11 protein-coding genes are annotated in these 13,727 nt (G+C 36.3%); 4 read left to right on the forward strand and 7 right to left on the reverse strand.

Going from position 1 to position 13,727, the window contains the following annotated elements:
* Positions 1–582 precede the first annotated feature (582 nt).
* Complete coding sequence (locus L1967_RS20170; RefSeq protein WP_249603309.1) at positions 583–2,346, forward strand: TrkH family potassium uptake protein; 1,764 nt, start codon at positions 583–585, stop codon at positions 2,344–2,346.
* Positions 2,347–2,353: 7 nt separating this feature from the next.
* On the forward strand, positions 2,354–3,055 hold the full coding sequence (locus L1967_RS20175) for a potassium channel family protein (protein WP_249603310.1): 702 nt from the start codon (positions 2,354–2,356) through the stop codon (positions 3,053–3,055).
* A 63-nt stretch (positions 3,056–3,118) separates the two neighbouring features.
* Here the strand turns inward: L1967_RS20175 and L1967_RS20180 are convergent, their stop codons facing one another.
* Positions 3,119–3,454 (reverse strand): tRNA-binding protein, encoded by a 336-nt coding sequence (locus L1967_RS20180; protein ID WP_249603311.1) that lies wholly within the window; start codon positions 3,452–3,454, stop codon positions 3,119–3,121.
* 68 nt (positions 3,455–3,522) lie between these two features.
* Here L1967_RS20180 and L1967_RS20185 point away from each other — a divergent pair, with 68 nt between their 5' ends.
* Entirely contained in the window at positions 3,523–4,083 is a 561-nt protein-coding gene (locus tag L1967_RS20185) for a thioredoxin family protein (RefSeq protein ID WP_249603312.1), read from the forward strand.
* A gap of 61 nt (positions 4,084–4,144) precedes the next feature.
* Here L1967_RS20185 and L1967_RS20190 read toward each other — a convergent pair whose 3' ends face one another.
* Entirely contained in the window at positions 4,145–4,579 is a 435-nt protein-coding gene (locus L1967_RS20190; protein WP_249603313.1) for a response regulator, read from the reverse strand.
* Positions 4,580–4,593: 14 nt separating this feature from the next.
* Complete coding sequence (locus L1967_RS20195) at positions 4,594–6,468, reverse strand: PAS domain-containing protein (protein ID WP_249603314.1); 1,875 nt, start codon at positions 6,466–6,468, stop codon at positions 4,594–4,596.
* A 634-nt stretch (positions 6,469–7,102) separates the two neighbouring features.
* Between L1967_RS20195 and L1967_RS20200 the strand changes: the two genes are divergently transcribed.
* Positions 7,103–7,744: a peroxiredoxin gene (locus L1967_RS20200; protein ID WP_249603315.1), complete on the forward strand. Its 642-nt coding sequence runs from the start codon at positions 7,103–7,105 to the stop codon at positions 7,742–7,744.
* A gap of 177 nt (positions 7,745–7,921) precedes the next feature.
* On the opposite strand, the gene L1967_RS20205 is transcribed toward L1967_RS20200, so the two are convergent.
* The 4 genes from L1967_RS20205 to L1967_RS20220 form a co-directional block, all read right to left on the reverse strand.
* On the reverse strand, positions 7,922–8,854 hold the full coding sequence (locus L1967_RS20205) for a peptidylprolyl isomerase (protein WP_249603316.1): 933 nt from the start codon (positions 8,852–8,854) through the stop codon (positions 7,922–7,924).
* 42 nt (positions 8,855–8,896) lie between these two features.
* The gene (locus L1967_RS20210) at positions 8,897–10,522 is read right to left on the reverse strand and encodes an amidohydrolase (protein ID WP_249603317.1); all 1,626 of its coding nucleotides are present in this window, start codon (positions 10,520–10,522) and stop codon (positions 8,897–8,899) included.
* 97 nt (positions 10,523–10,619) lie between these two features.
* Positions 10,620–11,744 (reverse strand): hypothetical protein, encoded by a 1,125-nt coding sequence (locus L1967_RS20215; RefSeq protein WP_249603318.1) that lies wholly within the window; start codon positions 11,742–11,744, stop codon positions 10,620–10,622.
* 220 nt (positions 11,745–11,964) lie between these two features.
* Positions 11,965–13,701, reverse strand: coding sequence for a TonB-dependent receptor (locus L1967_RS20220; protein WP_249603319.1), 1,737 nt, complete (start codon positions 13,699–13,701; stop codon positions 11,965–11,967).
* Positions 13,702–13,727: the final 26 nt, after the last annotated feature.

A 13,727-nucleotide genomic window follows, 5' to 3' on the forward strand; every position in this document is an offset into this window, starting at 1 on the left:
AGTCCGATAGCCTATGAAAAGAAATTGATTCTGAAAAGTACTTTTCAGAATCAATCAATCACTATTTTTAATAATGAAATGTAAATTTAAAAACGGTCAACACTAATTAGGGATGTTCATGGCTCCAAACTGTATACTGAAAACAGAGCTGGATTCTGGAAACAAGAAACAAGAACCAGCACGATAACGCCATGCTATGTCTGGGGAGGATAGATTTAAGAGAAATAACGATTAGATTTCAATAGAAGAAGAAAAAGCAAAAAAAACCGTGCTTCGTCATCTCGACCCTGCCTCGCCGGCAGGCAGGCGAAGTGGAGAGATCTCGTTCAACTGAAAGTAAGATAATTTGAAAATGTGTTGAGGTGAAAATGAAGATAGGAAAACACCGCTTTAAACCTTTAACTTTTAAACTTGAAACCCAACAGCGACTGCTTATCGATTATCGAGTAAATTTTGTGTTTTATTTAAAATAATCTTTCTTTAAGTCTCTGGTTTTCTATTTATCTTGCGCTAAATTTTAAAGTGTGGCGTACTTCGATCTACAACAAACTGAACTTAATTTTACTACAATTTCAGTAGTGTATGAGTAAATATAAAATTTTAAAGTACCTAAGAAGGTTTTCTTTTTGGCTAAGTTTCTTTGCCGTAATTGCCATAATTTTTGATTTAGGGTTTTCTCACGAGAAATTTGTTGAAATCGAGATAAGGACCTTTTATTTTATTACCCTTATTGTTGGAATTCCTTCTATTGCCTTACGTTATTTTATCGCTAATGAGCGTTTTCCAAAAAAAGTAAGAGTTTTTGATACGATTATTTTCTCCTTATTTGGTCTTTTAGCCCTGGCTCAGATCAACGTGATTAGAGAGAATATATTGATCTTTGAATTTTTTAATAAAATGGGCTGGATCTATCTGGCCATCATCATTTATTTTATCCGGGAATTATCCAGGTTCGAACTAAAGATCGATAGGAAAATTATTAATCCGGCGCAATTATTCATTATCAGTTTTCTAATCCTTATTTTATTAGGAGCGTTGTGTCTTATGCTCCCTAAGGCCACGCACGATGGGATCACGTTTTTAGATGCCGTATTCACCTCTACCAGTGCGGTTTGTGTCACAGGACTTATTGTGGTCGATACCGGTAGTTATTTTACAACCTTCGGGCAAAGTATTATTTTAGTTTTAATTCAGTTAGGAGGATTGGGAATCATGACTTTTGCGAGTTATTTCAGTTATTTTTTCCGCGGAAGCACCTCTTATGAAAATCAGCTAATGATGAAAAACGTCACCGATTCTGAAACGCTTGGTGAAGTTTTTTCAGCATTAAAAAAGATTCTATTCATCACTTTTGTATTCGAATTTATAGGCGCGCTTTTAATCTATATAAGCTTAGATCCTAAATTATTTGAAACCGTTGGTGACCGTATTTTCTTTTCGGTTTTTCATACCATTTCAGGATTTTGTAATGCTGGATTTTCTACTTTAGAGTATAGTTTATATCAACCCGAATATCGTTTTAATTTTCCGCTGCACATCATTTTATCGGTGCTTTTTATTCTTGGGGGATTAGGATTCCCCATCGTTCTGAACATTTATAAATTCGGCAAGTATTTTATTAAAAAGAACTTTTTACGACTTAAAAGACCAGACCAGCCGGTCCACATGCCATGGGTATTAAATTTAAATTCGAGAATTGTATTAATCACTACGGCGGTTTTACTTGTGGGCGGTACTATTTTCTTTATGTTCTTTGAATATAAAAACACCTTAAAAGACTATAGTTTCCTAGGGAAACTGGCAGCTTCATTCTTTGGTTCGTCTACCCCAAGAACAGCCGGTTTTAACTCGGTCGACATGGGTGCCTTAAATTTCTCTACCATCATGGTCATTATGTTCTTAATGTGGATTGGAGCTTCGCCGGGATCTACAGGTGGTGGTATTAAAACCAGTACCATAGCGATAGCTACGCTTAACTTTTTAAGCCTGGCCAAGGGTAAAGATCGGGTAGAAGTTTATAACCGGGAAATCGCAAACAACTCCTTACGAAGAGCTTTTTCGATCATGACCCTGTCAATACTTTTTGTAGGATTATCTATTTTAATGATCTCTTATTTTGATCCCGAGATGCATCTGCTGGATGTTGCCTTCGAGTGTATTTCTGCCTATAGCACCGTGGGATTAAGCTTAGGGATTACAGCAAGTTTTTCAGGGGCATCAAAAGTTGTAATCATCATCACCATGTTTGCAGGTAGAGTAAGCATGCTTACGCTAATGGCGGCATTTTTGGCTGATGTAAAACATTTAAATTATAAATTTCCTACCGAGGAAGTTTTAATTAACTAGTAGAATTATGAAATATATCATTATTGGATTGGGAAACTTTGGCTCTTCTTTAGCGCAAAAGTTAACTGCACTGAACAATGAAGTTATTGGTGTAGATCTTCGTATGGATCGTATCGAGGCTATTAAAGACAAAATTACCCATGCCATTAATCTAGACGCAACAGAGTCTGCGGCGGTTTCTAACCTGCCTTTAAGGGATACCGATGTTGTAGTAGTTGCTATTGGAGAAAATCAGGGTGCCAACGTTATGGCCACAGCCCTAATGAAAAAACTAAATGTTAAGCGTCTTATTAGTCGTGCACAGCAGGGACTACAGGAAATGGTGCTGGAAGCCATGGGTGTAGATGAAATTATTCACCCTGAAGAAGAAACAGCCGAGCGTTGGGCTAAAAAGCTGAATATGCGTGGGGTGGTCGATAGCTTTGAGCTTAACGATGATTATAGTATTGTTGAAATTCAGGTGCCTAATGAATACGATAATAAAACATTAAAAGAAATACGCTTCAGGGAAGATTACGATCTTATCATTTTAACCACAATGAAAGTGACTGAAGGTAAAAACGACCTGGGATGCGCAAAAAAAATCACTAATATTAAAGGTGTCGCTTCTGCAGAAACGAAGCTTTATAAAGGAGATATTATGGTAATCTACGGAAATAAAAAAGATATAAGAAAACTATTGGAAGACCAGGAGAAAAAAGATCGGTAATTTTGAAGTGAAAAAATCACTTCAAAATTACCGAATCCTGGGTATTGTTATTTCTGAAAGATCTTAACCGATTTTCAATCCGTTTTCTACCGCTAAACCGGGTTCGATAAGCGTGATATCATTATGTTCCCCTACGGCCCCCATTACCAGACATTCGCTCATAAAATTAGCGATTTGCTTATCTGGGAAATTAATAACGGCGATGATCTGTTTTCCCAACAGGTTTTTAGGATTATAATTTTTGGTGATTTGTGCAGATGTTTTTCTAAAACCTATATGTTTTCCAAAATCAATCTTTAATTTATAAGCGGGCTTTCTGGCTTCAGGGAACTCATTTACCTCGATGATCGTTCCTACCCGCATTTCGACTTTTTCAAAGTCTTTCCAACTTATTTCCATAGCATTTGTATTTCTAGGGAAATTTAAATATTCTAGATTACAATTTTGTAAATTTATAGTAAAAAATTATGGCACGTACACCATCAAATATGTTGGCTTTGGGAACTAAAGCTCCAGAGTTTGAATTATACGATACGGTAACAGACAATACATTCGATTTAGAAGCACTAAAAGGACCTAAAGGCACCCTAATAATGTTTATTTGCAACCACTGTCCTTTTGTTAAACATGTAAATTCTGAAATTACTAAAATAGGCGAAGAATATCAGGGCAAAGGATTTGGGATCGTTGCCATTTCCAGCAACGATGTAGAAAACTATCCCGATGACCGTCCCGAATTAATGAAGAAAACGGCACAGACTGTAGGCTATACGTTCCCTTATTTATACGACGAAGATCAAAGTGTAGCAAAAGCTTATGATGCTGCCTGCACCCCAGATTTCTTTCTTTTCGATGAAAATTTAGAACTTGCATACCGTGGCCAGTTAGATGATTCCCGTCCCGGAAATGAAAAACCGGTTACCGGAAAAGATCTAAGAGAGGCCATGGACGCTATTCTTGCCGGAGAAAAAGTTTCTGAAGACCAAAAACCAAGCATTGGTTGTAATATTAAATGGAAACAGGTTTAATTTGGTTTATACTAATTAAATATCCAGACAAGCCTTGGAGCACTTAATCTCTATTATCGAATTATTCCTTAGATAATTTAAGGGGATCGTCGGGATTTATAAAATTTTTAATCAATTCTATTAAGCTGCTTTTACTAACCGGTTTGACGATGTAATCTGAAACCTCTTCAATCTCTTTTGCGCGTTTAATATCGGCTAGTGAAGTGGAAGAAGAGTGTATATAAATGGTGATCTTTTTTCCAATACAAGGGTTAATTTTTACGAACTCCTTAAGAAACTGCCAACCGTCCATTATTGGCATGCTAAGGTCTAAAAGAATGATTTCTGGTAATTCATCTAAATTACCCATGTTTTCTTTTATAAAATTTATAGCATCTAAGCCATTTTCGTAAACCCGGACTTCTTTTACAAGATTGGTTTTCTCGATCATTTTCTTCGTTAAAAAAACATAAACCTGATCATCATCAATTAGGGTAATTATTTTTATGGGCGGCATATATCTTATGTGTTTTAGGATTGGGATTGGGATTTGAATTCGATGAAAAAGGTAGTGCCTTTGCCAAGTTGACTTTCTGCCCAGATTTCAGCATCCATTGCTTCAACCTGTGTTTTTGTCATAAACAAGCCAAACCCCTTAGCATTAGGGTGCTTATAAAAGGTTTTGCCTATTTTAAAAAGGTTATCTTTATGCAATTCTAAATCTATACCTACTCCATTATCACTTATTGATAATAGCGTTGTACCCATTCTTTTCTGTTCTGTTTTTATGCTGATTAAAGGTTTTCGGTTTGGTGATTTATATTTCAATGCATTACTTATCAAATTTGATAAGATACTTTCCATATATTTGGTAGGAAAATAGATAATAGGAACTTTTTCAAAATCAACTTCAATAGTGGCATCGTATTTTTGAATCTGCGTATTAAAGCTTTTTAAAACTCTTCCTAAACATTTTTCTACCAGTATTTTATCAAGTTTTATTTCGACATCCTGTCTTATTTGTATAGAGTCTACCAATCCATCAAAAATATCCATTAGATTGCTCACTACGGGTCTCATTTTTGAGAGTAAGTCATTACGCTCAAAATCTTCCTGAGATTGTTCTATGAAATCAACCAACATCGCTATATTTACTAAAGGAGCTCTTAGGTTGTGAGAAATAATATTACAAAAATCCATGAGCTGTGTATTTTTTAATTCGAGTATACGCGCGTATTCAATTGCTTTTAGATTATTTGCCCTAATCTGTTCTTCCCCTTCTTTTCTGCTTGTAATATCAGATCGTATCGCAAGGTATTGATAGGGCTTGCGATCATTATTTAAAAAGGGAACAATGGTAGTGTCTACCCAATAATAAGTGCCATCTTTGGCCTTATTCTTTATTTCTCCTTTCCATACGTTACCTTTTGCAATGGTAGACCAAAGGTTTTTGATAAAATTACTGGAATGATATCCAGAGTTTATAATGCGGTGATCCTGACCAATAAGTTCAGACCTCGTATATTTTGAAATCTTACAAAAATTATCATTGACATGGGTAATGATCCCTTTTTGATTTGTAATTGCGACAATTGCTGATTCATCAAGAGCATATTTATAATCTGAAACTTCCTTTAAGGAATCTTTCAACTCTTCTTCCCCCCTTTTTCGATCTGTAATATCAGAACGTATGGCAAGGTATTGATAAGGTTTGTGATCATTATTTAAAAAAGGAACAATGGTAGTGTCTACCCAATAATAAGTGCCATCTTTGGCCTTATTCTTTATTTCTCCTTTCCATACGTTACCTTTTGCAATGGTAGACCAAAGGTTTTTAATAAAGTCACTAGAATGATATCCAGAGTTTATGATACGGTGATCCTGACCAATAAGTTCAGATCTCGTATATTTTGAAATTTCACAAAAATTATCATTTACATGGGTAATAATCCCTTTTTGATTCGTAATTGCGACAATTGCTGATTCATCAAGAGCATATTTGTAATCTGAAACTTCCTTTAAGGAATCTTCCAATTCTTCTTCTCCTCTTTTTCTATCTGTGATATCAGAACGAATAGCGATATACTGATAGGGTTTACGATCACTATTTAAAAATGGGACAATGGTAGTGTCAACCCAATAGTAAGTACCATCTTTGGCCTTATTCTTTATTTCCCCTTTCCAAACTTTACCTTTTGCAATGGTAGACCAGAGGTTTTTGATAAAGTCACTGGAGTGATATCCAGAGTTTATAATGCGGTGGTCTTTTCCCACTAATTCTTCTGCGGAATACTTGGATATTTTGCAAAAATTATCATTCGCGTAGGTAATGATCCCTTTTTGATCTGTAATAGCAATTATAGAAGATTCATCAAGCACGTATTTATAATCGGAGATTTTTTCCATTAGGGATAAGGGATATTAGGGATGTATTTTACTAACAATAACCAACTTAGGTATTTGTTAATTTTATACTAATTTAAGATTTTTTTTAACATCTATATGAATTTTAAACTGTAACTACCAAATTAACAATTTCATAAAAAAGCTTTGCATAAGGTAGCTCCTGCATTTCATATAAATGAACCTATTGAGACACAAATCAAGATTTTCCTATTGATTATATGAAAGTTATCTATAAAAATACCTTTTAGTATTATAATAGTAAAAACGCAGTTGTGGGATTTCCAAGATGAACGCCCTTGCTGGACTTTTCTCAGACATGAAGATTCATTAATTTAAAATATCAACATACAAATAGGCATCTTCCCTAAGACAATGCTCTTTTGATTTAAAAATGTTTTGATTTCGCCATACTTTTCACGTGACATATCTATTCATCTATTTTGTGCCTATCTTCTTTAAAATGCTTGCGACAACATTCTTTGCTATAAAAGTGTACTGTAAAACTATCTATGCTTGCTTCTGAAATGCTAATACAGGGTTAAACTTTTCCTAAATCAAAATTATCCTATCGATTTACTAGGTTAATTGATTTGATTTTCTTTAATTTTGAGTTCAATTTAAAAAGATCAGAATTATGAGCAATATAAGATTAGGAGATACCGCACCAAATTTTGATGCTGAAACTACTGAAGGAAAAATAAACTTTTACGATTACCTTGGCGATAGCTGGGGCATATTATTCTCTCATCCCTCAGATTACACTCCGGTTTGTACGACAGAATTAGGAACTGTAGCCAATTACAAACCAGAATTTGATAAACGTAATACTAAAGTAATTGCCTTAAGTATCGACGATCTGGAATCGCACAAAGGTTGGGTAAAAGACATTGAGGAAACTCAGGAAGTAAAACTTAATTATCCAATTATTGCTGATGAGGATAAAAATGTTTCCAATCTTTATGGAATGATCCATCCAAACGAAGATAACAAAGCGACGGTAAGATCTGTTTTCATTATTAGTCCTGATAAAAAAGTGAAGTTAACATTAACCTATCCACCAAGTACCGGTAGAAATTTTGAAGAAATCCTTCGTGTTATCGATTCTTTACAACTAACGGCGTATCACAAAGTAGCAACACCTGCAAACTGGAAACACGGTGAAGAAGTGGTGATTAGCCCAGCCGTTTCTAACGAGGATGCTAAAGAGCTATTTCCAAAAGGATATAAAGAGGTTAAGCCTTATTTAAGGATGACTCCGCAGCCAAATTTGGACTAATTTCTTAAAAAAAGAATCGTAAACTACCCCGGGGCAAGCCCATGAGGCTTTGGATAGAGACAAAATTTCAATTCCAAGGCATCCCGATTGCTATCGGGACAGGATATTAAACCCTTTGGCGCGGTGTCAATAAAAAAAGCTGCTCGGTCGAGCAGCTTTTTTTATGATTATTCCGGATTATTTTACATCCATCAATTCTACATCAAAAATCAAAGTTGCGTTTGGCGGAATAACTCCACCGGCACCACGCTCACCATATCCAAGATGCGAAGGGATCACTAATCTTGCCTGGTCACCAACTTTTAATTTTAAAATACCTTCGTCCCAACCGGCAATTACATGACCAACCCCTACAGGAAACTCGATAGGCTGATTTCTTTTATAAGAAGAATCAAAAACAGTACCATCTGCCAAGCGACCTTTGTAGTGTACAGAAACCGTTTTCCCTTTTTCGGCTTGTTTACCGTCTCCTTCTTTTTCAATTTTATAGCGTAAACCGCTATCAGTTTTCTCAAAACCCTGAGCTAATTTCCCCAACAGCTCTTCCTGTTGCTTTAGGGCAGCAGCTTCACGCTCGGCTTTCGCACCATTAAACTGACGAAAAGTTTCTACAGCATTCCAATTTTTAGCTTCTTCTCCCTCACGAATAATCTCTAGTTTTTCGATCTTATCACCCTGGGCGATGCTATCTACAACCTCCTGTCCTTCAACCACGCTTCCAAATACCGTATGCTTACCGTCTAACCATGGCGTCTCTACGTGAGTAATAAAAAACTGACTTCCGTTAGTACCGGGACCTGCATTTGCCATCGATAATTTACCCGGGGCATCATGCTTAAGATCTGGATGAATTTCGTCATCAAACTTATAACCAGGACCACCAGATCCAGTTCCCTGGGGATCACCTCCCTGGATCATAAAATCTGGGATTACGCGGTGAAATTTTAATCCGTCGTAATAAGGTGTTCCCTGTGCCTTCGCCTCATTTTCTAAGTTTCCTTCAGCAAGACCTACAAAATTCCCTACTGTTCCCGGAGCCTTTTCATATTCTAATGCTACTAAAATTTCACCTTTTGTGGTGTGAAACTTAGCGTATATTCCGTTATCCATCTTTTAGTTTTTATTTTTAGCAAAGATACTGTTTTCTGTTTTTTAAAACACTTTTTCTCCACCCAGGTAAGTTTCCAATACTTTTAGGCTAGGAATTTCGTTTTCTTCTACTTCCATAATGTCCTTATCTAACATAATAAAATCGGCAAACTTTCCTTTTTCGATACTTCCCTTTTCATTTTCTTCAAAGTTCGCATAAGCGGCCCAAATAGTCATTCCTTTTAAAGTTTCTTCTCTACTTAAGGCTTCCTCTTTCATAAATCCGCCTTCCGGATAATTTTCGGTATCCTTTCTGGCCACCGCAGCATAAAAGGTTAAAAACGTGCTCACCTGCTCTACCGGAAAATCGGTTCCCAAAGCCACTAATCCTGCCTGATCTAACAACTTTTTATAAGCATAGGCTCCTTCTTTAAGTCGGTCTGCTCCTAAACGATCTTCTGCCCAGTACATATCGCTTGTGGCATGTGTAGGCTGTACCGAAGGAATGATATTTTTACTGAAATATTTAAAATCTCCTTCATCGATAATTTGAGCATGTTCTACTCGCCATCTACGATCAGGATCATTTTTTAGCAAAGAATCGTAAGTTTTTAATACCACATAATTAGCTGAATCACCGATAGCATGCGTATTTAACTGGTATTTTGATTTCGCAACTTTATTGGCTACCTCTTTAAAGGTTTCTATCGGCGATAGCAGTGCCCCAAAATGGCCGTGACGGTCACTATATTCTTCTTTTAAAGCCGCTCCGCGTGAACCTAAAGCACCATCACCATAAAATTTTACCGATCGTACATTTAAGCGTTCCGTTTTATACGGTTCTTTATCCAGATAATAATTAAGGTTTTCTTCGGTATTGCTAATCATTGCATAGATTCTCATTTTAAAATCCCGATGTTGTTGCAAACTATCCATAAGTTCGATCACTTTACGATCGATACCAGCATCTACAACAGTGGTCAAACCATACTCAAAACACATTTTTTGAGCAGTCATCAAGGCTTCAGCCATTTCGTCTTCGGTGGGTTTTGGTTGCGCATCAAAAATTAACTGCATAGGATTGTCGACCAGAATTCCGGTTAACTCTCCGTTTTTCTGTTCGATATCACCACCTTCAAAAGGAGTTTGTGTAGTGATCCCTGCTTTATCTAATGCCACCTGGTTAACAAGCAAAGCATGGCCATCGATTCGGCTTAAAGCAATAGGCGTATCCGGAAATAATCGATCTAAAGTATCTTTAGTAGGAAATTCTTTATTTTCCCAATCGTTTTGATCCCAGCCACCACCGGTGATAAAGGCTTTATTATTTTTTTGCTGAAATTCAACGATTCTTGATACAACTTCTTCGTAACTTTTAGTACCCACTAAATTTACCATTTGCTGCTGAAGGCCTAACCGATAAAAATGTGCATGAGCATCGATAAACCCCGGATAAACTGTTTTACCATCAGCATCCAGTGTTTCCTTCGCTTCATACGTCGAGGTAATCTCTGACGTGGTTCCAATAGCTTCAAATTTACCGTCTTTTACGGCAAAAGCTTCAGCTATAGAAAAACCTTCATCCACCGTATAAACCTTGGCATTGGTCACAATTAAATCTACCTGCTGCTTAGATTCACAGGAAAGCAGAATAACTGATAGTATAAAAATTGTAAAAATCTTTCGCATAGTTCACTTTTTAGGATAAGTTGTAAAAATAAAAAATGCACCTAAGCTAAGGTGCATTTGTATAAAATTATATGTTTTAAGAAGTGATTTTTAGAAATTACCCGGTAATTCCTGCAAAAATCGCATCACGAATACTTTTATTGGCTGCAGCAGCAAGGGCTACAGAAATAATTAAACCTAAAAAGGCATAAGTGAAATCCCTGGCAATTAATCTAAAAGCCTTATTGCGATGTTTTTTTCCTTTTTTCTTACGAGCCAGGCTTATCGCAATCTCACGACCACCAATAACCCCAAGGAAAACCCAGGTGGTACTCATAGGCACGGTACTTATAAAAAGCTTATAGATTAACAATAAAACATAGGTTAAATCGACCAAAGTTGCTGCACGGATATCTGAAATTCGGGATTTCTCACTGACTACTTCCTGAATACGATCACCGCGTAAATAGAATAATAATCCCAAGCCTAAAAAGATGGTTACCGCAAATATGATAAACTGAAATAAACTTTGATGCCTTGGCAAGAAAACGGCAATGTTGGCGCCATCCTGCATTACCCAAACCGCCCAAAGTGAACCGCTAACAATCCATTGTACAGCCATCCAGCCGGTATGTGCTTTTCTACTCTTAAAGAATTTTCTAATCGCATTATAAGATAAATACCATACTGCAAAAGACAGCACAAAAGCCATTACATAGCCCGATAAACTTTTGCTAACTACTGAAGTGATCCCAGAGGTATCTGCACTAAAAACACTTAGTATAAGGAAAGTCGTAGAAACCGGCATTCGCATTCTGGTAAGGATTAGCAGTACCAGTGGAGCGATAATCTGGAAGAAACTAAACTTTTCGGGATGCGGATAATCTGAAGATCCGTCAGGATTTAAAAGTCGTTGATAGGTGACATCGCCGTCGTAATGAAAAAAACTCCAAGAGACAGTTACCAAAAATATTGTCCCCACAAAAAGCCACAAAATCCACCATTTTTTAGCTTTGTTACTTTCAATAAAAGTTCCTAAAGATTGTATACTATCATTAGCTACAGTTGCATAAGCGGCAAAAAAGAACCCTACCCACATTGCGGCTCTACCATAACCGGTAGAGATACCGGCAACAATAAGACCTACCATAATAATTGCCAGGAAGGTTCTTTCCTTTACAAGAAAATCCAGGATATTTAAATAAGGACGATCCCGGTTAATTCGTTTAAATTTTTTAGCCATTAACTTCTATTAGATTATAGACAAATTTGGATACAAATTAACATACAAAGATTGTTAATTTTCGTGATCCCATGTTTTCTTATTGTTATCAATCTTGTGAGGCAAAACTAAGAAGTTTTTAAATTGCCTGTAGGAATTAAACAAAATATTTATAGTTTAATAAAACAAAAAGGCGACCAAATAATCTGATCGCCTTTTTGTTTACACTATCTAAAGTCTCTTAATTATAATCAAATTTATAGGTTACTCCTCCTAAAACCTGTAAGCCCTGTACCTGGAAATCACTCCAGCGCTGATAATCATTATTAAAAAGGTTACTGCCTTTTACAAAAACTGAGAGTTGGTCATTAAAACGATATCCTACATGTGCATTCGCATCAAAATAACTATCTAAAGTAATGGGTTCTCTATCTATACCGCCGTCTACCGGTCGATTATCTACAATTGCCATAGCTTCTCGCTCTCCTACTAAAAATAGATTCGCACCGGTATACCATTTTTCGGTAATTTGATAATCTGCAGTTAGCTCGGCATTATAATTTGGTAAGTTCCACGCTTCTTGTTCGCGATCGGTATCATAATCAAAAAATTCTCCTGTAATTCCTAATCTAAAATTATCGCTAACATCTGCACTAAGATTCGCGAAAAACGAAAGTGTTTTTACATTATCATACACTACACCAAAAGAATTTCCGTAGGCATAACCTTCCATAATGCTAGGGTCGTAAGCATTTCTTACAAAAAGAGGTTTTACATCTTCTGCATTATAGCCTCCTCTAAAATTATAAGAAATAGTATTAGTTAACTTCCCCTTAGCCCCTAAATAAAAATTGTACATATTATCTGTTGGAGCGACCATAGCCGTTGGTGAAACATAAGGATTTTGCTGTACAAAATTATAATACGAATTTTGTTTAAGACCACCTTCTAAACCTGCGTACGGCGTAAAATAATCACCGGCCAACTTATAACTGGCAGTAACCTTTGGATATAAGTAGAAGTTACTGTCACTATTTTCTGTATCCAGACCATAGAAAAATGCTGCTCCTATATTAAGGGTTAAATTATTTCTTAGAATTAATAAACTTGGAGTCACTCCCACATTTAAAAATGTGTATTTATTTTCTACATTTTCAGCATAAATTCTATCCATCGAACCGTTTACAAAATTGGCCTGAACATCTGTAGTAATCAGCTCGTCTGCAATATTAAATTCTAACGTACTATTTAGATCTACTTTTTGTTCTGAAGTTCCAAAAGCATCACCGGTTTGTCTAATTTCAAGATCGGCAGTTTTAAAGAACGAATCATAAAGCTCTATATTTCCACCGGCAAATACCGAATAATAGTTTTGCTTTGAATCTATTGTATTAAGAATTTCAGTATCGGTCATTGGGATGGCTTCAGAAACTCCATACCAGTTAAATAACTGATGTTGCGCTCCAAGCTCGGTATTCCAGGAATAATCACGGTCTTTACTTCCGTAGTTAAGATTAAGGGAAGTATTATAAAACTTATCGTCTAACAATACACCGTCTATCCCTCCCTGAGAAGAATTATGGAGCAAATAAACCCCAAAATCATGATCGCGGTTTACTTCGACATTGCTATAAAATTCGGCTAGAGCATTGGTATAATTCCCCAAGCCTACAGTGGCATAATTATCATAAGCTTTAGGAGGGCGAACGCGCTCTACCCTGGTTGCCCTACCTTTTACGGGAGTAAATGTTGAGGCTACCGGAACCGAGAAAATAGTATATTTTACTGCCTTTTTCGTAGTGCTTACCGAATCTGCTTTTCCCGGCACTGCTTTTATTTTAGAAGCTTCCCTAACCGATGGCGAATAGGGTTTTACCACCGTTACTGTTTCACTGTCTATTGGATCTTGCGCAAAAGCAAAACCACTTACTAAAAACAGACATAAAAACAAGCTCCTTTTTATTGAAACAAATTTCATATATAATTTCTTAAATTGTTGTTAGG

Origin of the sequence: Zunongwangia pacifica, assembly GCF_023499215.1 — a bacterium.
In the GTDB taxonomy this organism is placed as follows: Bacteria; Bacteroidota; Bacteroidia; order Flavobacteriales; family Flavobacteriaceae; genus Zunongwangia; species Zunongwangia pacifica.